Below are 25,470 nucleotides of genomic sequence, written 5' to 3' on the forward strand. Positions count from 1 at the left end.
ATGTGAAGACCGGTCAACGCGCGAAGACCGGCCAGGGCGTGCGGACCGGTCGTGACACGGAGATCGGCCGGAGTGCGGGGATCGGTCGGAGTGGGAAGAGGGGAAACGCGCATGCGAAGCGAGAACGGTGTCGCCTTCGGCATGACCCCGGTCTCGTCATCCGAGTCTCAGGGACCGCGCGGAACTCCCTCTGACGCTCCCGTGGTGCGCGACGCCCCCTCCGAGGCGGCCGGGATTCGTGACGCGATCGCCGCGAACCTGCGCCGTGCCCGCCTGGCGCGCGGTCTCAGCGTCCGTGAGCTGGCCGAGCTGACCGGGGTGAGCAAGGCGCTGATCTCCCAGGTGGAGCGCGGCGTCGCCAACCCCACGGTCGAGGTGCTGGCTCGGCTGTCGACCGCCCTGGAGCTGACCTTCGGCGAGCTGACCCGCATCCACCTGGTGGGCCCCGAGGTGATCCGCCGCAGCGAGAGCGTTCCGCTGCTGGTCGGCGACAGCGCGATCCGCACCCTGTTCGCCGCGCCTGACCGGCGTCGCTTCGAGCTGACGGAGGGCGACATCCCGGCCGGGACCCGCAGCGCCAAGAGCTCACACGGCCGGGGCTCGGTCGAGCACGCCTACGTGGTCTCCGGTGAGGTGACGGTGGAGACCGGCGAGTGGTCGGTGACGTTGGCGGCGGGCGACGCGCTGCGCTTCGCCTCCGAGTCCGACCACGTCTACGCCACCGGTGCGGTTCCGTGCCGGGTGCTGACTCTGATCTCCTTCTCCGAGGACTGACCGCGCTTCTCCGGGTTCCCCGTGGAGGCCGGGGTGGCTGACGGGCGCTCGTGCCGGTCGTCGCGGGGGCCGTCGCCGTGATCCTCCGTGGTCACCGCACCGGTGACCACGCGCAGGACCACGGCGTTGCCCGTGAGGGGGCCCGCACGGACTCCTACGCCGCGGGCACCGCGGCGACGGCCTCGACCTCGATCAGGAGGTCGGGACGGAACAGGCCCGCGACCTGCACGAGTGAGCTTGTCGGAGGCCGTTCCAGGTTGACGAACTCGTCGCGTACGGCCCGCACGGTCGCCAGCGCGGAGGTGTCCACGACGAAGATCGTGAGCTTGAAGACGTCGTCCCAGGTCGCTCCGCCCGCTTCCAGGGCCGCGCCGACGTTCCGCATGACCTGCCGCGTCTGCGCCTCCCAGTCTCCGGCGGGAGCCGCCGTCCCGTCTGCGGCGATCGGGACCTGGCCGGAGGTCCACACGATTCTGCTACCCGGCGGAACGCTCGCGACGTGGCTGTAGCCGTTGGTCGGCGGCAGGGTCGAGGGCGTGCCGAACTCGATGGATGTCATGTGTGCCTTCCTCGTGCTGTGCTGGCCACCCGAAAAGCTTGTGCTGTGCTGGCCATCCGAAATTCTGTCAGGCTTCCTTCGGGCTCCGAGCGGGCCCGCGCGACGGCCGGGACGCGCCGCTCGCCGTCGTCATCCGGGCCGGCCTGCCGCGGCAGGTGTCATGATCCGTCAGCTGTCCCGCCGACCGGTGATCACCCAGGCGGCGCCCGAGAAGCCCCACGGGTTCCCTGTTGACGTGGAATTCCTTCATTCGTGGCGTGATGCGAGGCGTTTGCCCAGCCGCTGCGCGGGGGTCTCCACGAAACGCCATGTCAACGCGCTGAGCCCGAGGAGCAGCCCCACGACGCATGCGAGGATGACGAGCCGCAGCCCCAGCGGCACCCTCAGCGGCTCGGGCCAGAACCGCTGGACGCTTTCCAACAGCAGCGGGTGGAGCAGGTAGGTCGAGTAGCTGACCAGGCCCAGCCAGGCCAGAACTCGTGGAACCTTCCGGCGCCGCAGTGCCATCCCCACGGCGAAGGTGACCCAGGCGGCGACCATGGCCGTTTGCACGCCGGACTCACCCCGCGCCAGCCAGACTCCGGCGAGCGGCACCAGGAACACCCATCCGGCTTGTCTCCAACGGATCTCGCGCTGCTCGGCCCGACGCAGTGCCGTGCCGGCGAACATGACGGCCATGATCACAAGCCCCTGCCATGGGCCGGGATAGCTCTGGTTGACCGTCAGCAGAGCGAGCACGGTACCCGCGATGACGACGGCGCCCGCTTGCCTCAGAACTCTCGAGCCCTTCAGCACGGCCGCCAGACCTGCTGCCAGCAGCGTGATCACCAGTACTGTGACCGTCAGCATCCGTTCCGCCCCGCCGGCTGACAACAGGGCCGTCGGCAACGCGCCCGCTCCCACCACGGCCACCGCGGCGAAACCCAACGCGCCCAGGACGCTCCTCCGGTTCACCCCAAGGGTGAACATCGAGGTCAACAGCAGGTAGAAGGCCATTTCATACGACAACGTCCACAGCACGTTGATCAGGTTTGGCATGTGCAGCAAGTTCTGCAGCATCGTCAGATGCCCCAGCGTCAGGGAAACCAGCCGGGACCCCCACCAGACATGCGGGTCGTCCCAGCCCGCCGCCGTCAGCAGCACCATGCCCGCCACCGCCACGCCGAACAGCGGATACAGCCGGAAAAGACGGGAGATCCAGAAAGCCCGCACACCGCCCCGCCGCTCCAGCGATGCGGGCACGATGTAGCCGCTGACCAGAAAGAACACCATCACCCCGTACCAGCCGAGGTCGAAGCCCGCTTTGAACGACGGACGCGCCTCAGGCAGCAGCGGTTCGAGGGCGTGCTCGAACACCACCGTCAAAGCGGCGACGCCGCGCAGAGCGTCGAGCCATGCCAGGCGGCCAGGGGTTCGTTGGGGCACCTGTGGAGTTGTCGGCATCCGAAGTGACCGGACGGATTCCGGCGACCACTGCGGGATCAACGCCACCAGTCGTCGAGTGGGGTGACCGGGACGGTCCGCTTGTGCCGGGTCGCGAGGTACACCGACTCCACCTTCGCCGCCACGTCCGGCGCGACGTCGACGCCTTCCAGATAGTCGTCGATCTGGGTGTACTTCAGGCCGAGTGCCACCTCGTCGGGCAGCGCGGGCCGGTCGTCCTCGAGGTCGGCGGTCGGCACCTTCTCCCAGGCGCTCGGCGGCGCGCCCAGCTCCTGCAGCAGGGCGGCGCCCTGGCGCTTGGTCAGTCCGGTCAGCGGGGTGACGTCGACGCCGCCGTCGCCGTACTTGGTGAAGAAGCCGGTCACCGCCTCGGCCGCGTGGTCGGTGCCCACGACGAGCAGGCCCAGCTGTCCGGCGATCGAGTACTGGATCACCATGCGTTCGCGGGCCTTGATGTTCCCGCGCACGAAGTCCCGCAGCTTGGGCTCATCGCCCAGCAGCTCCCGCAGGCCGAACGCCGCCTCGGCGGCGACGGCGTCCGCGCTCGGCTTGACGTTCACCGTGATCGACCGGTCGGGCCGGATGAACTCCAGCGCGATCTGCGCGTCGTGCTCGTCGGCCTGCACGCCGTAGGGCAGCCGCACCGCGACGAAGGTGGCCTCATGCCCCTCGGCACGCAGCTCCTCGCCGGCGAGCTGGCACAACCTGCCGGCCAGCGTGCTGTCCTGGCCGCCGCTGATCCCGAGCACGTAGCCCCTGGCCGGGGTCGACCGCAGGTAGTCCTTGAGGAAGTCGACCCGTTGCCGGATCTCGATTTTGGGGACAATGGTCGCCTTGACGCCGAGCTCGGCGAGAATCTGCTTCCGTAGGTTCGCCATCCCCGTACTGTACTGGCCGGAACGGAACCGCAGCTGTGGCCCCGCCTCTGCCGACCGGGCACCTCAGCCCTGCGGCCGCGCGGAGAGGGACGAGGGCAGGGCCGGCTGAGGACGTGGGTCGGCGAGATCGTGGGCGGAGCGGGCCAGCCAGACCATCGCCAGGGCGTCGACGGTCTCCACGACGGCGTAGTAGGCGTTGTCCGCGCCGATGAGCGCCCAGCCCACCAGCCAGAGAGCGACCGGCAGCAGTAGGGAGGCGACGCCGTACAGGACGGTGGTCCGCCGCCAGCGGCCGTCCTGCCGCTGCGCCCGCAGGACCAGCACCGTCCAGAACAGGCCCGCCAGGCCGCAGACCAGGGACAACCCCCGGGGCACGGGCCTGCCGAGGACGTCCAGCACTTCGAGGGCGGCGACGCCTCCGTACGCCAGCACGCCCAGGGCCCGCGTGCGGTCGGCGTGCTTCGGGTCGCGTGCCAGCACCGGATGGAACAGCACCACGACCGCCCCCATCGCGGCGGCGTCGAGCACCGTCACCCACCAGGGCCAGGACGACATGAAGAAGTAGAACAGCCAGGACGCCACCGCGGCGTACAGCGCCACCCGCAGTCGTCGCACGTCCCGGTCCAGCTCGGGCGGCGGCCCCGCCAGCGGCCCGCGCAGGCTCTGCCACAGCGCCCAGGCCCACGCCGTGCCGGCCAGAACCAGGGCGAGCGCGTTCGGCCATGTCGGCGCGACGTCTTCGTCCATCTCGCTGAACAGCGTCAACCGCCACAGCACGCCGAGGTCGCCGACGCTCGACGCGACTCCGGCGGCGACCGCCACCGCGACGACGTACGCGCTCATGACGAGCAGGGCGGGAACACCGAAACGGTGACGACGGAGCACGCGACACTTCCTGGGGGAACGGGGCCGAAGGGCCTCACCCTAACGAGTCGTCACGACAGAACCGATCATGCGTTTCGGCGTCCGGCGCCTCACGGGCCGTACGGTCGCGGCGGGACCGCATGGACGGGTCTCCGCCCCGGTCTCCGGTGGTGCACGGCGGCCGCGTCGTCCTGTGACGCCTCCCTCACGACGCCGTTCCCCCCAACCAGATAGCTGACAGCTAAAATATTTAGCGCTAAAGTTTATTGGCGAGGTCAGATCCATGGGAGGTTCAGGCAGTGGATGAGATTCTGGTCGGCGGCGTCTGGCGTCGCGGCGGCGGAGCACCGATCGAGACCCGAGACCCGGCCACCGGCGACGTCATCGCCGTGCTCCACGGGGCGAGCGCGGACGACGTGGAGGACGCCGTGCGCTCCGCGCGGCGGGCGGCCGCCGACCCGTCATGGCGGGCCCTGCTGCCGCACGAGCGGGCCCGTCACCTGACGCGGATCGCCGACCTGATCAGCGAGCGGGCGGAGGACCTGGCCAGGCTCCAGACGGCCGACACCGGCAAGTCCATCAACGAGACCCGGGCTCTGGTGGCGAGCGCCTCGAGCACCTTCCGCTACTTCGCGGCGGCGCTGGAGACACTGGAGGGGGCGCTGACCCCGTCCAGGGGGCCGTACCTCACGATGAGCGTGCACGAGCCCATCGGGGTCGTGGGGGCGATCACCCCGTGGAACTCCCCCATCGCCAGCGACGCCCAGAAGCTCGCGCCCGCGCTCGCGGCCGGCAACGCGGTGGTGCTCAAACCTGCGGCGTGGACCCCTCTGGTCTCGCTCGCGCTCGGCAGGCTGATCACCGACTCCGGACTGCCGCCCGGCCTGCTGTCGGTGCTCCCCGGCCCCGGACGGGAGATCGGCGAGGCGATCGTCAGGCATCCGGGAGTCGGCAAGGTCTCCTTCACCGGCGGCACGGCCACGGGACGGACCATCGGGGCCGTCGCCGCGGAGAAGATCATGCCGGTCTCCCTGGAGCTGGGCGGGAAGTCGCCCACGATCGTCTTCTCCGACGCCGACCTCGACCAGGCGGTCGCGGGCGTCCTGTTCGGCGTCTTCTCCTCCTCCGGGCAGAGCTGCATCGCGGGGTCGCGGGTCTTCATCCAGGCCGACGTCTACGACGAGGTGCTCGACCGGCTGGTCAGGCAGACCGAGAGGCTGCGGGTCGGCCCCGGCGGCGATCCCTCGACACAGGTCGCGCCGCTGGTGACGCACGCCCACCGGGACCGGGTCGCGGCCATGGTCGAGACGGCGAGGAAGGAGGGAGCCCGCGTGCTGTGCGGGGGCCGCGCGCCCGAGGGACCGGGGGCGTACTACCTGCCGACCATCCTGGACGGCCTGCCGAACAGGTCGGCGACCTGCCAGGAGGAGATCTTCGGCCCGGTGCTGGTGGCGTTGCCGTTCACCGACGAGGAGGACCTGGTGGCCCAGGCCAACGACACGGTGTACGGCCTGGCGTGCGGCATCTGGACCGCCGACTACCGCAGGGCCTGGCGGATCGCCGGGCGGATCGAGGCGGGCACGGTCTGGATCAACACCTACAAGCAGTTCAGCATCTCCACGCCCTTCGGCGGGATGAAGGAGAGCGGGATCGGCAGGGAGAAGGGACGCGAGGGCATCCTCGCCTACACCAGGCAGCGGAGCCTCTACTGGGGTCTCAGCGAGGACCCGCTGCCCTGGGCCGCCTCCTGACCTGAGGGTCAGACGACGGTGGGGCGGGTTCGCTCGGCGTTCTCGAGTGAGCGTTCCAGCTTGCTCAACAGCCTGCCCAGCCGCTCCTGCTCGACCTCGCTCAGCCCCTCGAGCATGCCCTTCTCGTTGGCGAAGTGGGCCTGCGCGACCCGTTCGACGAGGTCGAGACCCTGCTCGGTGAGCCTGGCGTAGACGACCCTGCGGTCGTCCGCGTCGCGCTCGCGGACGACGAGCCCCGCGGCCTCGAGACGGTCGACCCTGAGCGTGACGCCTCCCGAGGAGACCAGGGAGACGGCCGCCAGCTCACCCGACGTCCTGCGGTACGGCGGTCCCGAGCGGCGCAGCGCGGTGAGGACGTCGAAGGCCGCCATGTTGATGCCGTGCTGCTCGAACACCTCGTTGATCAGCGTCTGGTAGCGCATGAACGAGCGGTGCAGCCGCCCGAAGACCGCCATGGGCGTGGCGTCGACGCCGGGCAGCTCCTTTCGCCACTGCTCCAGGAACAGGTCGACGGCGTCGGGGTGCTCGGCGGGTCTGCGGGTCATGGGAAAAGCCTAAGGGGGCTTGCGAGCCCTGTGCCTGACTGCTAGAAATCTTATAGCCAAACATCTTGGTGCTAAAGTAAATAAGCCAGGTGGAAGGGATGATGAAGCCATGAGCGAAGCTCTGGAAGCCCTGATCGACTCGTGCATCGCCACACGCGAGGGACGGTACGAGGACTGGGACGCCCTGGGGTTCCAGGCCAAGGCGGGCGACGAGTTCCGGCGGGCCCAGATCCGTTACATCGGCTCGGGGGCGACCGGCGACCACGAGAACGACAGCCGCATCCTCCAGGCGGAGCACTTCACGTTCTCGAACATGCGCCTGCCCGCCGGAGCCGTCGGCCCCGAGCACACCCACCACGACGCCGAGGAGGCGTTCTTCGTCCTGGAGGGCGCCCTCGAGGTCACCGTCCACGACGTGCGGGACGGCTCCAAGACCGCCTCCCGGATCCTCGGCTACCGCGACCTGATCCGGGTGCCCGCGGGAGTGCCCCGCAGCCTGCGCAACATCGGCGAGGAGGACGCGCTCTTCTGCGTGATCATCGGCGCCGCCAGGCCGCAGGTTCCGACCTATCCGGCCACCTCCGCGATGCACGGCGTCACCCGCGACTGACCGACATGCCCACGCTGCGGCTTCACCAGATGACCTGGCTCGCGGAGGGCGTCGTGCGCCTCGACCTCGTCGACCCCGCCGGAGCCGCGCTGCCGGCCTGGGAGCCGGGGGCGCACCTGTCCTTCAGGCTCACCGACGGCCTGGTCAGGGAGTACTCCCTCTGCGGGGATCCCGCCGACCGCTCCCGCTACGCGGTGGCCGTACAGCGGGAGCGGAACTCCCGGGGCGGCTCCGCGCACGTGCACGAGCGGCTGCGGGCAGGAGACCTCCTGGAGGTCGACGGGCCGCGCAACCACTTCGCGCTGGTGGAAGCCCCGGCCTACCTGCTGGTCGCGGGCGGGATCGGGATCACCCCGATCAGGGCCATGGTCGGCGCGCTCGGCGCGAAGGCGTGGCGACTGTTCTACTGCGGCCAGAGCAGGGCGCGGATGGCCTTCGCCGAGGAACTGTCGGGCCGTCCGAACGTCACCCTGCACGCCGACGACGAGGCCGGACGCCCGCCCGACCTGGCGGCGGTGCTGGCGGGCGCGCCGAAGGACGCCCTGGTCTACTGCTGCGGCCCCGAACCGCTGATCCAGGCCGTCGAGCGGGCGCTGGACGACCCGGCGCGGCTGCGCGTCGAGCGCTTCCGCGCCGCCGAACGGCCCAGGACCGGAGCCGACTCCCCGTTCACCGTGGTCTGCTCGGGCCGCGAGTTCGCCGTCGAGCCCGGCGTCTCCATCCTGGAGACGCTGCGCGCGGGCGGCCTCGACGTCCCCTCGTCCTGCGAGGAGGGCATCTGCGGCACCTGCGAGACCGGGGTCCTGGCGGGCGAGCCCGACCACCGCGACTTCCTCCTCACCGAGGAGGAGAAGGCCGCGAACCAGTCGATGATGCTCTGCGTCTCGCGTTCCCGCACTCCCCGACTGGTCCTTGACCTGTAGCACCCCCCAACCGCTAGGAGAGACATGTCCCTGCGCCTTCAGCCGGTGCAGTCCCGCGCACACGAGCTGACCAGCTACGAGCACGCGCTCGCCGACGAACTCGAAGCGATCTACGGCCGTGGCGTCCACGAGCTCGCCCCGCTGGTCGACGCCCTCAACGAGACCGGCATCCGCCCTCCCGGCGGCGTCGACTGGACCGAGTCCTCCCTCACCTCGGAGCTGGCGCGGCTGGGGGCGAAGGAATGAGGCACCCCTCGGGCAACCCGTCGCTGGACACCGTCGACGGCCTGCTCAGGCTGGGCCTGCGCGACCGGTGGTACGCCCTGTGCCCCGCCGGCCAGGTCAGGCGCGGCGAGCTGGTCCGCCTCGACCGCGTCGGCGAGGAACTGCTGATCTGGCGCGACGCCGCCGGAACCGTGCACGTCCAGGAGGACCGCTGCCCGCACCGTGGCGCGCGGCTCTCGCAGGGCGTGCACATGGGCGACCGGATCGCCTGCAACTACCACGGCCTGCAGATCGACGACGAGGGCGTCGTGGTGTCCGTGCCCGGGGTCCCCGGCTGCGCGCTCGAGGGGAAGCGGGCCCTGCGCACCTTCCCCGCCCTCGAGCACGCCGGCGCCGTCTTCGCCTGGTTCGGCGACCAGGAGGACGCGGAACCCGCCCCGTTCCAGCCGCCCGAGCAGCTCGTCGACCCCGAATGGGACGGCTTCCTGGCCTACGTCGAGTGGGACGCCCCCTGGGTCTACTCCCTCGACAACCTCATGGACCCGATGCACGGGGCGTTCCTGCACCGCAAGTCGCACACCATGTCCACCGGCAAACGCGAGGCCCTGTTCCAGATCCGCGACACCCCGACCGGCTTCGTCTTCGAGAAGACCGACCAGGCAGGGGTGAACTTCGACTGGTCGGAGTGGATCGACACCGACATGCACTGGGTGCGCCTGTCCATCCCCTACCCGGCGACGGCGGGCCCCGGCGGCCCCTTCACCATCGTGTGCACCGCCACACCGATCAACGAGACCCAGCACGCCGCGTTCTTCTGGCGCACCCGCAAGGTGACCGGATGGCAGCGCGACTCGTGGCGCTTCCTCTACAAGGCCCGTCTCGAACCGCGCCACTGGGAGGTGCTGGAGCAGGACCGGGTCATGGAGGAGGCCATGCCGCTCGACGCCTGGTCACGGGAGAACCTCTACCAGCACGACCTCGCCATCGTACGGCTGCGCCGCATGCTCGGCGGCGAGGCCAGGCGGCAGCTCAGGGCCAGGGAGGCACGATGAGCGTCGCCCGCCTGAGAAGCCTCCGCAGCGTGGCGCTGCGGACCCCGAACGTCTCGGAGGCCGCCGAGTTCTACCGGGAGGTCTGGGGCCTGTCCGAGGTCGAGGGCGACAACGGGGTCTCCTGGCTGCGCGGCGCCGGCGCCGAGCACCACATCCTGGAGGTGCGGCGGGCCGAGCGGAACGCCCTCGGGAAGATCGCCTTCTCCGTCGGCTCGCCCGCCGAGGTCGACGACGCCGCCCGCGCGCTCGCCGAGCTGGGCGTCCCCCTCGTCGCCGAGCCGGGACGTCTCGACCAGGCGGGCGGCGGCTACGGCCTGCGCTTCGCCGACCCCGAGGGCCGCCTGGTCGAGCTGTCGACCGAGGTCGAGGCCGTCGTGCCGATGGAGCCGCAGGGCAGGCGGGCCGCGCCCCGCAAACTCGCCCACGTCGTGCTCAACACCGTCGACATCGACGCCGCCGTCGCCTTCTACCGGAACGTGCTCGGCATGCGGGTCTCCGACTGGTCGGAGCACCAGATGGCGTTCCTGCGCTGCAACGCCGACCACCACGTGATCGCCTTCAACCAGGCGGAGTGGACCTCGGTCAACCACGTGGCCTACGAGATGCCGTCGATCGACCACTTCATGCGGGGCGTCGGGCACCTGAGGCACCAGGGCGTCACCCCGCTGTGGGGCCCCGGCCGCCACGGCCCGGGCAACAACACCTTCTCCTACTTCGCCGACCCCGCGGGACTGGTCTGCGAGTACACCTCAGAGGTCGAGCAGGTCCAGGAGGACGCCTGGCTGTGCCGGGTGTGGCGGCGCGTGCCCGAGCTGTCCGACCTGTGGGGGACGGCGGGCCCGCCCTCGAAGGACGTGCGCTCGCACATGGCTGGCGTCCCCGACCCCGGCCGGTGGTGGGAACGGTGATCCGCGTCGCCGTCGTCGGCCGGGGAGCCATCGGCGCCGTCGTGATCGGAGAACTGGAGAGAGGGCGGGTGCCGGGGGCGCGGCTCGTGGCGACCGTGGACCTCGGTGACTCCCTCGCCGACGCGATCGAGGCCGCCGACCTGGTCGTCGAGTGCGCGGGACAGCGGGCGCTGGCCGAGATCGGCCCGGCCGTCGTCGACGCGGGCCGGGACCTGCTGGTCGTCTCGATCGGCGCGTTCACCGACGACGCGCTGCTGGCGCGGCTGCGGCGCGGCCCCGGCAGGGTGCACCTGACCTCGGGCGCGATCGGCGGCCTCGACCTGCTGCGGGCCGCCGCCCGGACGGGCCCCCTGGAGAAGGTGCTCATCGTCACCACCAAGAAGCCCGCCACGCTCGGCGTCGCCGAGACGGACGGGCCCCTGGAGATCATGCGGGGACCGGCGCGCGAGATCGCCGCCGCCTTCCCCCGCTCGACCAACGTGGCCGCCGCCGTGGCGCTCGCGGTCGGCTCCTTCGACGCCGTCGAGGCCGTGGTCGTCGCCGACCCCGCCGCCACGCTGACCTCCCACGTGATCATCGCGTCCGGGCCCTCCGGCGACTACCGGTTCGAGATCCGCAACCGCCCCTCGGCGGACAACCCCGCCAGCAGCCAGGTCGTGCCGTACGCGGTGCTGTCCGCCATCGAGGAACTGGCCCGATGCGCCTCCACCTGATCGACACCCTGAACGAGGCCCCGGGCGGCCCCGTACTGCTGCTGCACGGCATCGGCGGGAGCTCCGGCTCCTTCGCCGCCCAGATCCCCGCGCTGTCCACGCGGCACCGCGTGCTGGCCTGGGACGCCCCCGGCTACGGCCGCTCCGGCGATCCTTCGACGCCACCCGGCATGTCCGGGTACGCGGCCCTCGCCGCGTCGCTCCTGCCGGGACCCGCCCACGTGGTGGGCGTCTCCTGGGGCGGGGTCGTCGCCACCCGCCTCGCCCTGGAACACCCGGGGCTGGTGCGCTCGCTCGTGCTCGCCGACTCCACCCGCGGCTCGGGCCGTACTCCGGAGCAGGCGGCGGCGATGCGCGGGCGGGCGGCCGAGCTGGAAAGGCTCGGCGGCTCGGCGTTCGCCGCGGCCAGAGGCCCCCGGCTGCTGTCCCCGCAGGCCCCGCAGGAACTCGTGGACCGGGTGGTGACCGCGATGGAGCGGTCGATCCGCCTGCCCGGTTACACGTACGCGGCCTCCGCGATGGCCGGAACCGACCACAACGACGTGCTCGGCTCCCTCTCCGTCCCCGTCCTGGTCGTCGTCGGCGACCAGGACCGCGTCACCGGGGTCGCGGAGAGCCAGGCCATCGCGGCGGCCGTGCCCGGCGCGCGGCTCGCCGTCGTCCCCGGCGCGGGACACCTGGCGAACCAGGAACGCCCGGAGGAGTTCAACCGGCTGGTCCTGGACTTCCTCGCGTCGGTCCCGTCCCCCGTAGCGGAGGCCTGAAATGGATCTCGACCTGGCAGGACGCTCCTACGTCGTCACCGGAGCCAGCTCCGGTGTCGGTCTGGCGACGGCGGCGCTGCTTCTCGGCGAGGGGGCGCACGTCGTCGCCTGCGCCCGCGACGGCGACCGGCTGGCCGCGGCCCTGAGGCCGCTGCCCCGCGCCCAGGGCGCGCGGGTGGTCGCCGGGGGGTGCGACGTCCTGGACGCCGACGGCGTCGCGGCGTTCGTCGCCTCGGCCGCCGAGGAGCTGGGCGGTCTGGACGGCGTGGTGAACAACGCGGGCAGGTCGCTGCTGGCCCCCGCCGCGGAGACCACCCGTGAGCAGTGGCACGAGGAGTTCGACCTCAAGATCTTCGGGGTGCTGAACACGGTCCGCGCCGCGGAGCCGTACCTGCGCCGTGCCGCCGCCCCCTCGGTCGTCAACGTCAACGCCATCCTGGCCCGCCAGCCGGAGTCCCGGCTGGCCGCCACCTCGGCCGCCCGCGCGGCGCTGCTGAACCTCACCAGGACCCTGTCCGCGGACCTCGCCCCGATCCGGGTGAACTCGGTCTGCCTGGGCCTGGTCGACACCGGCCAGTGGCGGCGTCGCCACGAGGCCGCGGGCGTCCCCGACTCCTACGAGGAGTGGACCGGGGCGCTGGCGGCGGACCGGGGTGTCGCCCTCGGCCGCCTCGGCAGGGCCGAGGAGGTCGCCTATCCGATCGTCGCGCTGCTGTCGCCGCGCGCGTCCTACATCACCGGCGCGTCCATCGACGTCGGCGGAGGAGTCGCTCGATATGTCTAACGGCGGTGACCTGCTCGTGCGGGTCCTTCGGGAGAACGGCGTCGAGGTGGTCTTCGGCGTCGTCAGCGTGCACAACCTGCCACTGGTCGAGGCCGTCGACCGGGACCTGCGTTTCGTCCCGGTGCGGCACGAGGCCGCCGCGGTCAACGCGGCCGACGGCTACGCGCGGGCGAGCGGCGGCCTCGGCTGCGCGCTGACCAGCACCGGCACCGGGGCGGGGAACGCGGCGGGGTCGCTCGTCGAGGCGCTCAGCGCGGGCAGCCGGGTGCTGCACGTCACAGGGCAGATCGACAGCGGCTACCTGGGCCTCGGCCGGGGGGTGATCCACGAGACCAGGGACCAGCTCGGCATGCTGACCGCGGTCTCCAAGCACGCCGCGGGCATCCCCTCGGCCGGGAGCGCGGCCGAGGTGCTCAGGCAGGCGGCGCGGCGGGCGCTGGCCGCGCCGTACGGGCCGGCGAGCGTGGAGTGGCCGATCGACCTGCAGTACGCGGCGCAGGCCACCGGCCTGTCCCACGATCTGTCCCCCGACCTGTCCCCCGGCGCGCCCGCCGGCTCCGGGACCCGCCCGGTTCCCGGGGCGGGGCCGCTCGCGGAGGCCGTACGGCTCCTCGGGTCGGCGCGCCGCCCGCTCATCTGGGCGGGAGGCGGTGCGAAGGAGGCCGGAACGGAGCTGCGCGCGCTCGCGGAACGGCTGGACGCGCCGATCCTCACCTCGAACGCCGGGCGCGGCGCCGTTCCCGAGGACCACGAGCTGGTCGTCGGCAACTTCGCGGCCAACCCCGCGGCGGCCGCCCTGATCGCCGAGGCCGACCTGCTGCTCAGCGTCGGCACGCACTTCCGGTCCAACGAGACCAGGCACTACAAACTCGTCCTGCCGGAACGGCACGTCCAGATCGACCTCGACCCCGAGGCGCTCGGCCGGGTGTATCCGGCGACGGTCGGCCTGCACGGCGACGCGGCGGAGACGCTGGCCGAGCTCCTGGCCGCCCTGCCGGTCGTCGCGGACGTGGAGGAGGGGTGGCGGGCGCGGGCCGTGCGGACCCGGGAGGCCGTGCGCGAGCGGCTCGGCTCCGACATCGGGAAGTACCGTGTCATCTGCGACGCTATGCGGGCCTGCCTGGACCGGCGCTCGCCGATCGCCAGGGACGTGACGATCCCGTCGAGCCAGTGGGGCAACCGGCTGCTGCCGATCTACGACCCCGCCACGAACGTCTTCCCGCTCGGCGGCGGCATCGGGCAGGGCCTGGCGATGGGCATCGGCGCGGCACTGGCCAGGCCCGACGTTCCGACGCTGGTCATGGCGGGCGACGGCGGCCTGGCCGTGCACCTGGGCGAGCTGGCCACGCTCGCGCAGGAACGGCCGTGGCTGGTGCTCGTGGTGTTCAACGACGGCGGCTACGGCGTGCTGCGCAACATGCAGGACGCCCACCTGGAACGGCGCTCCGGGGTCGACCTGCACACGCCGGACTTCGGGACGCTGGCCGCCTCGATGGGGCTGCCCCACGCCCTGGTGACCGACCCCGCCGACTTCGAGGCGGTGTTCGCCGCGGCCGTCGTGCGGCGGGAGCCGTACCTCCTGGAGGTCGACGTCACGGCGATCGGGCCCGCCCCCGCGCCGTTCATCCCCCCGGTGGAGATCCCGTGAGCGCGCGAACGGTCAGGCCGGTGAGGGGAGCGCCCGCCTCGACGGTCTCCCGGAAAGGCGGGACGGCATGAGCGCGCACGCGCACGGACCGGCGAACCGCGGCAGGCGGGTGCTCGACGCCGCCGCGCCGTTGTTCGTCTGCGAACCGGCCGGAAGACCCGTCGGAGGGGCGCTCGTCCTGCACGACGTCTTCGGGGTCACCGACCACGCGGAGGAGGTCTGCCGCGCGCTGGCCCGCGAGGGAAGGCTCGCGGTCTCGTCCTACCTGTACCACGAGCGCGGCGGCCCGGCGTTCGCCGCCGACGAGCTGGCCAGGGCCAGGGCGCACATGACGGAGCTGACGGCGGCGGACCTCGCCGCCGACGTCGGCGCGGCGCTCGGCTACCTCGAGGCCAGGCGGGCGGGTCCCGTGCTCGTCGTCGGCTTCAGCATGGGCGGCCACCTCGCCACCTGGGCGGCCGCCGACCACGTGGTCGAGGCCGCGGTCGCGGTCAGTCCCTCCGCGGGGCCGTGGCCGGGCGTGCCCGCGGTCGAGGCCCTGGTGGCCCGGCGGCGTTCGCCGTGGCTGGGAGTGGTCGGCGGGGCGGACGAGCGCGTCGACGCCGACCGGCTGCGCGCCGCGGCCGGGCGTCCCGGCCCTCCGGCCGCCGTCGAGGTGGTCGACGGCGCCGGGCACGGGTTCTACCGGGCGGGCATGGCGGAGCACGACGGCGGGCTCTGGCCCCTGGTCCGGGATTTCCTGGGGAGGCGCGGACCGCTGGGATGACGCGCTGAGATGGCGCCCGCCGGGACGACACGCGCCGGGCCGGTCCAGGACGGAACGGCCCGGCGGCCCGCGCGGAGTCGTCGCGCCCCGGGTCGGCTCTCCAGCAGGCCCGACTCGGCTCTCCGACGGACCCGAGTCGCCTCTCCGGCAGACCCGGGTCAGCTCTCCGGCAGGAGGGTCCGCAGGACGGCCAGGCTGCTCTCCCTGGTGCGGACGATCTGCGCGTACGCCACGGCCGCCGCCAGGTCCGGGTTGCCGCTGGCGATGGCGTCGCAGAGCTCCTGGTGCTTGAGCAGCTGAGAGTGCGGGTCGCGGCTGGGCAGCAGGTGGAACAGCCAGCGGACCCTGCCCTTGATCGGCTTCATGATCGACTGAAGGAGCGGGTTGTCGGAGAGCTTGAGGATCTCCCCGTGGAAGGCGGCGTTGGCCGCCTCGACACCGTGCCGGTCACCGGCCTCGGCGGCGGCCCTGCCCCGCTCGAGGCACTCGAGCAGGGCGACGGGCGGGGAGTGCCTGGCCTGGCGGGCGGCCAGCCGCGCCGCCAGGACCTCGAGCGACTCCCTGATGTCGTACAGGTTCTCGGCCTCGCGCAGCGTCAGCGTGGTGACCATCGCGCCGCGACGCGGGACCATCCTGACGAACCCCTCGGCCTCCAGCACGGGCAGCGCCTCGCGGACCGGAATGCGTGAGACGTTGAGCCGCTGGGCGAGGTCCCTCTCGCGGAGCCAGGTGCCCGCTTCCAGCGTCCCGTCGATGATCAGCTCACGGATGTGGTCGCAGATCTGCTCGGGAAGGGAACGGTTCGTCGTCCCGAGCGGCGCCGCGAAGTCGGGGGCCGCCACGCTTTTCTTGTCCATCTGTGCTGTCCCGCCCGGTCAGACCACGTTGAGGCGATTGCAGAGAGAGTTGAGCTCCTCGTGGCCGTCCTCTGTGACGAGCACTGTTCCCCCGAGGCACACTCGTTTGCGGTCCCGGCACGCGTTGGGCTCGAACGCGAATGCTACCCCAGGAACGATCAAGAAATCCCCGTCTCTCGGAGTTTCGTGGGGCAGCGGAAGCCCGGCCAGGCCCGGCTGGGAGTCGAGGCCCACGTGGGTCGCGCTGTTGAAGATCACCGGGGAGACCGTCTGCACCAGCGGCCCCATGTTCCAGCATCCGGCCTCGCGCAGCGGCGCCTCCATCGCCGCACACAACTCCGCGAAGGTGATCCCGGGCCTGAGCGTGTCCAGACCGGCACGGTAGGAGGCCTCGGTCACCTCGTGCAGGAACCTGTGGTCGGCGTCGGGCTCGCCGATCGAGATGTCGATCTGCTGCTGGGACTCGAACCCGCCGTAGAAGGTGAACAGCTCCGCGCCGAAGGCGTCGCCCTTCTCCAGCACCCGGGAGCCGCCGCCCATCCAGATCCAGTCGGCTCCGGCCCAGCCGAGCCGTTCCGGGCCGCTGCGCTGCGGCCCGGTCAGCCACATGCCGCCGCGCCGGGTCACCTCGTTCATGCCCGCCGCGACGACCTCGCACTCGCGCACCCCGGCCCCTGCCGCCTCGATCATGGCGGCGCAGGCGTGCTCGCCGATCTGCGCGGACTTGCGAATCATGGCCAGTTCCTCGGCGCTGTGCACCAGCATGACCGTCTCGTAGCGGCCCGCGACGTCGACGAACTCCGCCTCCGGCAGCGCGTCCAGGATCCGCTTCCAGGTGTTGTGCGAAATGGTGCCCGCCGCGCTGGCGGGCGCCCTGCTGGTCAGGCCGACCACACCGATCCGCGCGCGGGCCAGGCCCAGCTCGGTGATCACGTCCGCCGGGCCGTACGAGCGGGAGGTCAGCCGCTGGTCCGGCACCCAGCGTTCGTAGGCCCGTCCCGGGATGTCGTGCCTGCCGAGGGTGACGTTGCCGCTGGCGACCATGGTGACCGGCTCGCCGGCGCGCGGCAGCAGGCACAGCCCCCGGGTCCCCTCGTTGGTGATGTAGCGGTCGAGCTGGTCGCGGCCCATCCCGGAGACGAGGAGCGCGTCCAGGCCGAGCTCGTCCATCAGCTCGCGCAACAGCCGTAGTCGGCGATCCCGTTCGGCGGTCGTGAGGGTGGGGAAGTCGGTGTCGGCCATGAGTCCGGTCACGGAGGCCTGCCTTCCAGAACAAGGGGGGTTGGTATGCCAAATATTATCGACTCGACCGCGCTGACGCGAGACCCCGAAGCTGACAGGAAACCAAACACCTACGTTTTACCTGCTAGTTGACGAGCGAAAAAGCGGGTTCGGAATCACAGGTTGACGTCAACCCCTAGCGCTGAGGCTCGAAGGTCGGCAGACTGTATACCAATGTTCCCCCCGCCCCCCGGAGGACAACGTGTACCTCGGTCGCTCTCTCACCGTGACCCGAGGCGCTGGGTTGGGCGCCGCCCTGCTCGCCTTCGCCACCCTCACCGCCTGCACCGCCGGAGGAACCGCCTCCCGAACGGGCGCCACCCCCGCCGCCCGCGACACCCTCACCTTCGGGGTCGACGGCACCCTGCCCAACCTCGACCCGATCCTCGCCAGCAACTCGACCGTGGACCAGGCCGTCGTGCCCGTCTACGACGCGCTGCTCGACTTCAGCCCGGCCAACGAGATCGTCGGCAGGCTCGCGGAGAAGTGGACCGTCGCCCCCGACGCCCGCTCCGTCGAGTTCACCCTGCGTCCGGGCGTCACCTTCCACGACGGCACCCCGGTCACCGCCAAGGACGTCGCCTACACCCTGGACCGGATCAAAAAACTCGGCGTCGGCGTCGCGGAGTCCGTCTCCGCCTACGAGAAGACCGAGATCTCCGACGACACCCACTTCACGATCAGGCTCAGCACGCCCTCCTCGCTCTTCCTCGGCGCGCTCAGCAAGGTGTACGTCCTCAACTCGAAACTCGTCCAGGCCGGCGCCGGGTCCGACGACGGCCAGGCCTGGCTCGCCACCCACGTCGCGGGCAGCGGGCCGTACACCCTCGCCTCCTACACCCCCAACCAGCACATCAAGTACGTCCGCAACGACGCCTACGCGGGGGCGGACCCGCGCATCGCCAAGACGGTCGTCTACCGGCTGCTCCCGGAGAGCTCCACCCAGCGGGACGAGCTGGAGAACGGCAACATCGACGTCTCCGACGGCATCGACCCCATCGACGTGCCCGCCTTCGAGAACAACCCCCGCTTCGAGGCGGTCAGGCTCAAGAAACCCCAGGGCCTGTACGTCTTCTTCAACACCCAGAAGGGGGCCACCGCCGACAGGCGGATCCGCGAGGCCGTCCGGCTCGCCTACGACTACCAGGGCCACGCCAAGACGATCCTGCGCGGCTTCGGCAGCGTCGCGGCGGGCCCGCTGCCCGACACCATGGGCTGCCGCGCCGACATCCCGGACGCCAGACAGGACCTGGCCCGCGCCAGGGAACTGGTCGCCGAGTCCGGGCAGAAGGACCTCAAACTGACCATGGCATACCAGCAGATCTTCAGCGAGCACGCCGAGGCCGCCACCGCCCTGCAGTCGGCTCTCAAGCAGATCGGCATCACCCTGGAGCTGAAGCCGACCGCCTACCCCAACTACCTCGAGTCGCTCAAGAGCGTCGACACGACCCCGCAACTGGCCCTGCTCTGGGACAACCCGCCCACCCCCGACGCGGGCTCGCTGCTGTACCGCACCTACAGCTCCAAGTTCCTCGGTTCGAGCACCAACTACGGCCAGTACAAGAACGCCGAGGTGGACGCGCTGCTGGACAAGGCCGTCTCCAGCGGAGACGAGACCGCCCGGTGCGCGGCCTACAAGAAGGCGCAGGAGCTCATCGAGGCCGACGCGGCCACGATGAACATCGCCGACCACGAGACCGTGATCATCGCTCCCAAGGGCGTGACCGGCATCGAGCTGTATCCCGCCCACGTCGGCTACGTGCCGCAGGCCTACAAGGTGAGCTGACCCGAATGGACCGGCGCCTGACGCGTTACCTGCTGCGACGGCTGTGGCTCGTCGTCCTGGCGGTCTGGGGTCTCGCGACCCTCGTCTTCTTCATGATCAAAGCCATCCCCGGCGACGAGGCGCAGAGCGCGGCGGGGATCACCGCGACCCCCGAACAGGTGGAGGTCGTCCGCGAACGGCTGGGACTGAACCTGCCGCTCTGGGGACAGTACCTCGCCTACCTGGGACGGCTGCTGCACGGTGACCTCGGCAGCTCGATCTTCACCTTCCGTCCCGTCACCGCCGACCTCGGCGGCGCGCTGCCGGCGACGGTCGAACTGGTCGCCGCGGCGGTGCTGCTCAACCTGCTGATCGGCGTCCCCGTCGGAATGCTGGCCGCGGCCTACGAGCGGCGCAGGCCCGACGCGGCCATCCGGCTGGGCGCCATCGCGGGCGGCGCGCTGCCGCTGTTCTGGCTGGGCCTGATCCTCCAGCACCTGTTCGGCGCGCGGCTCGGCATCCTGCCGATCTCCGGCACGCAGTCGATGGGCATGGAGGCGCCCCGGGTCACCGGCATGGCCACCGTGGACTCCCTGCTCGCCGGCGACCTCATGGGCTGGTGGGACGCGGTGCAGCACCTGGTGCTGCCCGCCGTGACCCTGTCGGTCCCGTTCATCGCGTTCGCGGTCAGACTCGTCCGCACCTCCATGATCACCGCTTTGGAGGCCGACCACGTGGTGATGGCCCGCGCCAAGGGCGCCTCCCCGCTGCGGGTGATGCTCCAGCACGGGCTGCGCACCTGCCTCGGCCCGATCGTCACCCTCATCGGCATGCAGACCGGCTGGATGATCGGCGCCGCCGTACTGATCGAGGGCGTCTTCGGCCGTCCCGGCGTCGGGGCCTACCTGACCGAGGCCGTCCAGCAGAAGGACACCTTCGCGGTGCTCGGCGTCGTGCTGTTCACCGGCGTCACGGTCACCCTGGTCAACCTCGCCGTCGACCTCGTCCAACTCGTCAGCGACCCCAGGGTCCGCGCCGCCCAACTCGGCGCGTCCCCGCTCGGAGCGAAGGCATGACCAGCATGACCACCTCCGCCCTGCTGCGCCGCCCGGTGCTCCGGCTGCGCCGCATGCCGAAACTGGACCGCGCCGCGTTCGCCATGGTCGGCCTGCTGCTGCTGACGGTCGCCTTCGGCCCGCTGCTCGCGCCGTACGACCCCTACCACGTCGACCTCGGGCAGGCCATGCTGCCGCCGGGCGCCGAACACTGGCTCGGCACGGACTCCTCGGGACGCGACGTCCTCAGCCGCGTCCTGTACGGCGCGCGGCCCACGATCCTCGGCTCGCTGTGCGCCGTCGGGCTGTCGGCGCTGATCGGGGTCACCGTCGCCTCGCTGGCCGCGCTCGCCCCCCGATGGGTCGACGACGCGATCATGCGGATCTGCGACATCGCGCTGTCCCTGCCGATCATGGTGATGGCGCTGGGCATCTCCGTCGCCCTCGGCCCGAGCCTGCGCTCGGCGATCATCGCGATGGTGCTGTCGTGGTGGCCCAGCTTCACCCGGCTGGCCCGCGCGGAGATCCGTACCACGATGACCTCCACCTACGTGGAGTCGGCCGTGATCACCGGGGTCTCCCGCTGGCGGCTGATGACCCGGCACGTGCTGCCCAACTCGCTGGACAGCGTGTACGTGCAGGTCACGCTGGAGATCGGCGGCGCCACCCTGATCATGGCGGGCCTGTCGTTCATCGGCGCGGGAGCCCAGCCGCCGAGCGCCGAATGGGGCGCCATGGTCGAGAGCGGCTCCCGTTTCCTCACCAGCGCCTGGTGGACCGCCGTCGTCCCCGGCGCCGTCATAACGCTCACCGCGCTCGCGTTCGCCCTGGCGGGCGACGCGCTGCGGGCCAGGACCAGCGGCCGGGAGGTCATGTGAGAACGCCGCGGAACACCCCGGCGAGCGACAGCTCGGCGGACGGAGAAGCGCTGCTCGACGTGCGCGGGCTCAGCGTGGACTTCCCGGTCGCGGGCGGCCGGGGGCGCACGCTGCGGATCGTCCGCGAGCTCGACCTGACCGTCGCCCCGGGAGAGCGGGTCGCCCTCGTCGGCGAATCCGGTTCGGGGAAGTCGGTGACCGCCCGCGCGCTGCTCAGGCTGGACCGGCACGCCGTGATCGGCGGCCAGATCCTGTTCGAGGGCCGCGACCTGGTGACGCTGACCGAACGCGAGCTGCGCAGGATACGCGGCACGCGGATCGCGATGGTGCTCCAGGACCCGCAGACCACGCTCAACCCGGTGCTCAGCATCGGCGACCAGCTCGCCGAAACCCTCACCATCCGCGGCGTTCCTCGCAAGGCGGCGCTGGTCAGGGCACGGGAGGCGCTCGACAGGCTCGGCGTGGCACGCGCCGGGGAACGGCTGCGCGCCTACCCGCACGAGTTCTCCGGCGGCATGCGGCAGCGGGTCTGCCTGGCCATGGCCATCATCGGCGACCCCGCCGTGCTGATCGCCGACGAGCCGACGACCGCGCTGGACGTCCGGGTGCAGCAGCAGGTGCTCGAGCTCATCGACGAGCTCGCCGCGGAGAGCGGGATGGCCGTGCTGCTGATCACCCACGACCTGGGCGTCGTCGCCGGATACGCCGACCGCGTCGCCGTCATGTACGCCGGACGCAAGATCGAGGGAAGCGGGGTCGAGGACTTCTTCGCCGCCCCCCGGCACCCCTACGCGCAGGGCCTGCTGCGCTCGGTGCCCCGCGTCGACCGCGACGTCAGCACCGACCTCGACCTGATCCCCGGCACTCCGCCCAACCCGGCGGAACCGCCGAGCGGCTGCGCCTTCCACCCCCGGTGCGACCGGTGGGTCGAGCGCTGCCTCACCGAGATCCCGGAGCTGCGGGTGCTCCAGGACGAGGAGCGGGCGGTGGCCTGCCACCGCGCCCTCCCCGAGCGGGAGGAGGTCGTCGCGTGAGCCGTACCCTGCTGGCCGTCGACGGACTCGGCAAGACCTTCGCCTCGCGGGACCGGGGCGAACCGGTGAAGGCCGTCGACGACGTCTCCTTCACCCTGGACCAGGGCGAGACCCTCGGCCTGGTCGGCGAGTCAGGCTCGGGGAAGTCCACGATCACCCGCTGCCTCGTCGGCCTGGAACGCCCCGACACGGGCACCGTCACCTACGACGGCTTCGACGTGCTGCGCGCGGGCCGTGACGAGCGACGCCGCTTCCGCCGCGAGGTGCAGCTGGTGTTCCAGAACCCGTACGCCAGCCTCAACCCGCGGATGACCGTGGAGGACCTGGTCGGCGAGCAGCTGCTGGTGCACCAGGGCCGCCGCTCCCGCGAAGGCCGCCGCGAACGGGTCGTCGAGGTGCTGGAGATGGTCGGGCTGACCGGGGCCCACCTGCCCCGCTACCCCGCCCAGTTCTCCGGCGGGCAGCGGCAGCGCATCGCCATCGCCCGTGCCCTGGTCTCCGAACCGAAGGTGCTGATCTGCGACGAGCCCGTCTCGGCCCTGGACGTCTCGGTCCAGGCCCAGGTGATCAACCTGCTGCGCGCCATGCGCAGGGAACTGGGGCTCACCGTCCTGTTCATCGCGCACGACCTGGCCGTGGTCCGCCAGCTCTGCGACCGGCTGCTCGTCCTCAAGGACGGCAGGGTCGTCGAGGAGGGCAGCCGCGAACAGGTGTACGGCGCGCCCGCCCACGAATACACCCGGGCGCTGCTCGCCGCGGTGCCCATCCCCGACCCGGCGGCCGACCGCGCCCGCCGCCGTCACTACCAGGAGAGCCGTTGACCAGGATCGGGCTTGACGTCAAGCTGCCCTCCGCGTTGCGCCCGGTCAAGGGCGCCGTCGCCGACCCGCCGCTCGAGGTGCTCGGGCAGGTCGCCGCCGCCGGGCTCGACGGGGTGCTGCTGCGCACCATGGCCGAACTCTCGCCGACCCTGGACCCCGGATTCCTGCGCGAGCTGCGGGAACGCGCCGACGAGCTCGGCCTGTACCTCGAACTCGGCGCGGGCAAGGTCAACCCGTACATGACCGCCGAGCTGCCCGAGGTGCGCGAGCTGGGCGGCGGCAGCTACCTGGCCGGGATGGAACGCATGATCGAGGCGGCGGCCGCGATCGGCTGCCTCGACCTGTGGACCGCCACCGGCAACTACAAGGCGCACCTGCCCGGGGTGCACGCCACCGACCGTTACCGGGGCGAGGCGCCCTGGCCCGACCAGCTCGCCGCGACCGAGCGTTTCCTGCGCAGGCTCGCCCCGTGCCTGCGTGCCAACGGGGTACGGCTCAACCTGGAGACCCACGAGGAGATCACCACCTTCGAGGTGGTGCGGCTGGTCGAGTCCGTCGGCCCCGACGTGCTCGGCGTCACCTTCGACACCGCCAACGTCTACGTGCACGGCGAGGACGTGCTCGCGGCGGCGCGCAGGGTCGCGCCGTACGTCCGGATGGCCCACCTGCGCGACGTCGCGCTCTTTCCCTGCCCCGACGGGGTGAGCCGCTACCTGGTGCCGTGCGGCGTGGGAGTGATCGACTGGCCCGCGCTGCTGGAGATCCTCGGCGGTCTGACGAACCTGACCGTCGAGCCCGCGGGCAGCGGCCAGCGCGACATGACCATGCACCTCGCCCTGCCCGAGTGGCGGGCCTCCCATCCCGACCTGGACGAGCGCGAGCTCGCCGAGATCGACCGCCAGGTCGGGGCCTACGCAGGGCTGGTCGCCGAAGGCGCCGCCCCCGGGCGGGACGCCTGGCGCGACGGCAGCCCCTACACCCGCGACGAGTTCGCCGGCCGCAGCGCCCGTCACCTGCGTGACCTCCTCGGCGTCCCCCAGCCGGAGAGCGCCACGCCGCTGAGCGGCTTCGCCGCAGGCCAGTACAACTGACCGCCCTCCTGTGGGCCGGTACGACCTTTTGTGAAAGGACCTCACGTGAGCATCACCGAGACGCCGACCGCCGCCCAGCTGCGCTCCGTCGTCGACTGTCCGGTCATCCTGCCCGGCGACAAGGGATACGACGTGGCCCGGCACGTGTGGAACGCCGACATCGACCGGCGTCCGGCGGCGATCGTGCGCTGCCGCGACGCCCAGGACGTGTCGCGGGCGCTGACCTGGTGCCTGGACCACGACCTGGAGATCACCGTGCGCGGCGGCGGCCACAACCTCGCCGGGACCTCGGTCGACGACGGCGCGGTGCTGCTGGACACCGGCGGCATGCGGGACGTCGTGTTCGACCGCGAGGCCGGGACTGTGCGGGTCGGCGCGGGCTGCAGGCTGGGCAACCTGGACCGGGCCTGTGCCGACGAGGGCGTCGTCGTGCCCGCGGGCACGGTCTCGCACACCGGTGTCGCCGGGCTCACCCTGGGCGGCGGCAACGGCTACCTGTCCCGCATGTACGGCCTGACCGTGGACCACCTGCTCTCGGTCGAGCTGGTGCTGGCCGACGGACGGATCATCACCGCCTCGGCCGACGAGCACCCCGACCTCTTCTGGGCGCTGCGCGGCGCGGGCCACAACTTCGGCGTCGCGATCTCCTTCACCTTCAGGTACCTGCCGTTCACCCGGCTCGCCAACGTCCGTCAGGCGTTCTTCGCCACCGACGACCGGCGCGAGGTGCTGCGCTTCTTCCGCGACTGGGCCTACGACGCGCCCGACAACGTGGTGACCTACGCCCGCACCGTCGAGGTGCCCGAATACTGGACCCTGGTGCCCACCGCGCACCGCGGCACCCAGATCGTCAGCGTCGCCACCGTCCAGTGGGGCGACGACGAGCCCGAGGTCACCCAGCCGATGTTCGCCCAGGCCACCCCGGTCTGGGAGACCTCCTACACCGTGCCGCACATGGAGCTCCAGCGGGCCTGCGACGACGACTTCCGCTACGGCGTCCGCCGCTACTGGCGCAACGGCAACCTGCGGGACTTCCCCGACGAGGCCATCGACACCGTGCTCCACTGGTCCGACCGCTACCCCGGCAGGCCGCTGCAGGCGGGCTCCACCATCGCCCCGCACTTCGCGTGCCCGTTCCAGCTCTTCCCGCGCGGCGGCCAGGCGGCCCGCGTCGACCCGTGGGACACCGCGGTCGGCGACCGCGTCGAGGCCCGCTGGATGTCCAGCGCCGGAGCCGAGTGGGAGTTCCCCTCCGAGGCCCCCGAGCTGATCGAATGGACCCGCGCCTTCGACGCCGACATGGACAGGTTCAAGGCCGGCTCCTACGTCAACTTCACCACCGAGATCGTCAACGCGATGGAGGCGCGCGACATCTACGGCGAGAAGTACGACCGGCTCGTCAAGGTGAAGCGGGTCTACGACCCGGCGAACGTCTTCAGGCGCGGGCTGGTGGACCTGTCGGGTGGGACCGATGCCTGAGG

General features: G+C 71.8%; 26 protein-coding genes. 19 read left to right on the forward strand and 7 right to left on the reverse strand.

Translation table 11 applies throughout. The features are described 5' to 3' along the window. Nucleotides 1-111: 111 nt before the first annotated feature. Nucleotides 112-774 (forward strand): helix-turn-helix domain-containing protein, encoded by a 663-nt coding sequence (locus PKF00_RS19925; RefSeq protein ID WP_271219074.1) that lies wholly within the window; start codon nucleotides 112-114, stop codon nucleotides 772-774. Between the two features lie 154 nt (nucleotides 775-928). Here PKF00_RS19925 and PKF00_RS19930 read toward each other — a convergent pair whose 3' ends face one another. The 4 genes from PKF00_RS19930 to PKF00_RS19945 form a co-directional block, all read right to left on the reverse strand. After that, complete coding sequence (locus PKF00_RS19930) at nucleotides 929-1,333, reverse strand: RidA family protein (protein WP_271219075.1); 405 nt, start codon at nucleotides 1,331-1,333, stop codon at nucleotides 929-931. Nucleotides 1,334-1,579: 246 nt separating this feature from the next. Further along, nucleotides 1,580-2,758, reverse strand: coding sequence for an acyltransferase family protein (locus tag PKF00_RS19935; RefSeq protein ID WP_271219076.1), 1,179 nt, complete (start codon nucleotides 2,756-2,758; stop codon nucleotides 1,580-1,582). Nucleotides 2,759-2,814: 56 nt separating this feature from the next. After that, the gene (gene nadE, locus PKF00_RS19940) at nucleotides 2,815-3,654 is read right to left on the reverse strand and encodes an NAD(+) synthase (protein WP_271219077.1); all 840 of its coding nucleotides are present in this window, start codon (nucleotides 3,652-3,654) and stop codon (nucleotides 2,815-2,817) included. Nucleotides 3,655-3,717: 63 nt separating this feature from the next. Further along, nucleotides 3,718-4,539: a hypothetical protein gene (locus tag PKF00_RS19945; RefSeq protein WP_271219078.1), complete on the reverse strand. Its 822-nt coding sequence runs from the start codon at nucleotides 4,537-4,539 to the stop codon at nucleotides 3,718-3,720. A gap of 278 nt (nucleotides 4,540-4,817) precedes the next feature. Between PKF00_RS19945 and PKF00_RS19950 the strand changes: the two genes are divergently transcribed. Continuing rightward, complete coding sequence (locus PKF00_RS19950) at nucleotides 4,818-6,269, forward strand: aldehyde dehydrogenase (RefSeq protein ID WP_271219079.1); 1,452 nt, start codon at nucleotides 4,818-4,820, stop codon at nucleotides 6,267-6,269. A gap of 8 nt (nucleotides 6,270-6,277) precedes the next feature. Here the strand turns inward: PKF00_RS19950 and PKF00_RS19955 are convergent, their stop codons facing one another. Then, complete coding sequence (locus PKF00_RS19955) at nucleotides 6,278-6,814, reverse strand: MarR family winged helix-turn-helix transcriptional regulator (protein WP_271219080.1); 537 nt, start codon at nucleotides 6,812-6,814, stop codon at nucleotides 6,278-6,280. A 109-nt stretch (nucleotides 6,815-6,923) separates the two neighbouring features. Between PKF00_RS19955 and PKF00_RS19960 the strand changes: the two genes are divergently transcribed. The 10 genes from PKF00_RS19960 to PKF00_RS20005 all read left to right on the forward strand — a co-directional run bounded on the left by PKF00_RS19960 (nucleotide 6,924) and on the right by PKF00_RS20005 (nucleotide 15,207). Continuing rightward, entirely contained in the window at nucleotides 6,924-7,424 is a 501-nt protein-coding gene (locus PKF00_RS19960) for a cupin domain-containing protein (protein ID WP_271219081.1), read from the forward strand. Between the two features lie 5 nt (nucleotides 7,425-7,429). Next, nucleotides 7,430-8,347 (forward strand): PDR/VanB family oxidoreductase, encoded by a 918-nt coding sequence (locus tag PKF00_RS19965; protein ID WP_271219082.1) that lies wholly within the window; start codon nucleotides 7,430-7,432, stop codon nucleotides 8,345-8,347. 24 nt (nucleotides 8,348-8,371) lie between these two features. Beyond that, complete coding sequence (locus PKF00_RS19970) at nucleotides 8,372-8,593, forward strand: recombinase-like helix-turn-helix domain-containing protein (protein WP_271219083.1); 222 nt, start codon at nucleotides 8,372-8,374, stop codon at nucleotides 8,591-8,593. Next, nucleotides 8,590-9,624 carry a Rieske 2Fe-2S domain-containing protein gene (locus PKF00_RS19975; protein WP_271219084.1) on the forward strand — a complete coding sequence of 345 codons (1,035 nt, stop codon included), beginning with the start codon at nucleotides 8,590-8,592 and terminating at the stop codon, nucleotides 9,622-9,624. The genes PKF00_RS19970 and PKF00_RS19975 overlap by 4 nt, the downstream gene beginning before the upstream one ends. After that, a complete protein-coding gene (locus PKF00_RS19980; RefSeq protein ID WP_271219085.1) occupies nucleotides 9,621-10,532 on the forward strand; it encodes a VOC family protein in 912 nt (303 codons plus the stop codon). The genes PKF00_RS19975 and PKF00_RS19980 overlap by 4 nt, the downstream gene beginning before the upstream one ends. Continuing rightward, nucleotides 10,529-11,245: an aspartate dehydrogenase domain-containing protein gene (locus tag PKF00_RS19985; RefSeq protein WP_271219086.1), complete on the forward strand. Its 717-nt coding sequence runs from the start codon at nucleotides 10,529-10,531 to the stop codon at nucleotides 11,243-11,245. Before PKF00_RS19980 ends, PKF00_RS19985 begins: the two co-directional genes overlap by 4 nt. Continuing rightward, nucleotides 11,230-12,009, forward strand: coding sequence for an alpha/beta fold hydrolase (locus PKF00_RS19990; RefSeq protein WP_271219087.1), 780 nt, complete (start codon nucleotides 11,230-11,232; stop codon nucleotides 12,007-12,009). The genes PKF00_RS19985 and PKF00_RS19990 overlap by 16 nt, the downstream gene beginning before the upstream one ends. Nucleotide 12,010: 1 nt before the next feature. After that, nucleotides 12,011-12,793, forward strand: a complete 783-nt coding sequence (locus PKF00_RS19995; RefSeq protein WP_271219088.1) for an SDR family oxidoreductase — start codon at nucleotides 12,011-12,013, stop codon at nucleotides 12,791-12,793. Then, entirely contained in the window at nucleotides 12,786-14,441 is a 1,656-nt protein-coding gene (locus tag PKF00_RS20000) for a thiamine pyrophosphate-binding protein (RefSeq protein ID WP_271219089.1), read from the forward strand. Before PKF00_RS19995 ends, PKF00_RS20000 begins: the two co-directional genes overlap by 8 nt. A 67-nt stretch (nucleotides 14,442-14,508) precedes the next feature. Further along, nucleotides 14,509-15,207, forward strand: a complete 699-nt coding sequence (locus tag PKF00_RS20005; RefSeq protein WP_271219090.1) for a dienelactone hydrolase family protein — start codon at nucleotides 14,509-14,511, stop codon at nucleotides 15,205-15,207. A 158-nt stretch (nucleotides 15,208-15,365) separates the two neighbouring features. On the opposite strand, the gene PKF00_RS20010 is transcribed toward PKF00_RS20005, so the two are convergent. Then, the gene (locus tag PKF00_RS20010; protein ID WP_271219091.1) at nucleotides 15,366-16,064 is read right to left on the reverse strand and encodes a GntR family transcriptional regulator; all 699 of its coding nucleotides are present in this window, start codon (nucleotides 16,062-16,064) and stop codon (nucleotides 15,366-15,368) included. Between the two features lie 18 nt (nucleotides 16,065-16,082). Then, nucleotides 16,083-17,318: a M24 family metallopeptidase gene (locus tag PKF00_RS20015; protein ID WP_271219092.1), complete on the reverse strand. Its 1,236-nt coding sequence runs from the start codon at nucleotides 17,316-17,318 to the stop codon at nucleotides 16,083-16,085. Nucleotides 17,319-17,571: 253 nt separating this feature from the next. Here PKF00_RS20015 and PKF00_RS20020 point away from each other — a divergent pair, with 253 nt between their 5' ends. Genes PKF00_RS20020 through PKF00_RS20050 form a run of 7 tightly spaced genes read left to right on the forward strand, consistent with a single transcriptional unit; the run spans nucleotide 17,572 to nucleotide 25,468 of the window. Continuing rightward, nucleotides 17,572-19,131 (forward strand): ABC transporter substrate-binding protein, encoded by a 1,560-nt coding sequence (locus tag PKF00_RS20020; protein ID WP_271219093.1) that lies wholly within the window; start codon nucleotides 17,572-17,574, stop codon nucleotides 19,129-19,131. Nucleotides 19,132-19,136: 5 nt separating this feature from the next. After that, the gene (locus tag PKF00_RS20025) at nucleotides 19,137-20,186 is read left to right on the forward strand and encodes an ABC transporter permease (RefSeq protein WP_271219094.1); all 1,050 of its coding nucleotides are present in this window, start codon (nucleotides 19,137-19,139) and stop codon (nucleotides 20,184-20,186) included. Further along, the gene (locus PKF00_RS20030) at nucleotides 20,183-21,043 is read left to right on the forward strand and encodes an ABC transporter permease (protein ID WP_271219095.1); all 861 of its coding nucleotides are present in this window, start codon (nucleotides 20,183-20,185) and stop codon (nucleotides 21,041-21,043) included. The genes PKF00_RS20025 and PKF00_RS20030 overlap by 4 nt, the downstream gene beginning before the upstream one ends. Continuing rightward, on the forward strand, nucleotides 21,040-22,077 hold the full coding sequence (locus PKF00_RS20035; RefSeq protein WP_271219096.1) for an ABC transporter ATP-binding protein: 1,038 nt from the start codon (nucleotides 21,040-21,042) through the stop codon (nucleotides 22,075-22,077). Before PKF00_RS20030 ends, PKF00_RS20035 begins: the two co-directional genes overlap by 4 nt. Further along, entirely contained in the window at nucleotides 22,074-22,898 is an 825-nt protein-coding gene (locus PKF00_RS20040) for an ATP-binding cassette domain-containing protein (protein WP_271219097.1), read from the forward strand. The genes PKF00_RS20035 and PKF00_RS20040 overlap by 4 nt, the downstream gene beginning before the upstream one ends. Then, nucleotides 22,895-23,989, forward strand: a complete 1,095-nt coding sequence (locus PKF00_RS20045; protein ID WP_271219098.1) for a sugar phosphate isomerase/epimerase family protein — start codon at nucleotides 22,895-22,897, stop codon at nucleotides 23,987-23,989. The genes PKF00_RS20040 and PKF00_RS20045 overlap by 4 nt, the downstream gene beginning before the upstream one ends. 45 nt (nucleotides 23,990-24,034) lie before the next feature. Continuing rightward, entirely contained in the window at nucleotides 24,035-25,468 is a 1,434-nt protein-coding gene (locus PKF00_RS20050) for an FAD-binding oxidoreductase (RefSeq protein WP_271219099.1), read from the forward strand. Nucleotides 25,469-25,470: the final 2 nt, after the last annotated feature.

This window comes from Streptosporangium carneum (assembly GCF_027922005.1).
GTDB lineage: Bacteria > Actinomycetota > Actinomycetes > Streptosporangiales > Streptosporangiaceae > Streptosporangium > Streptosporangium carneum.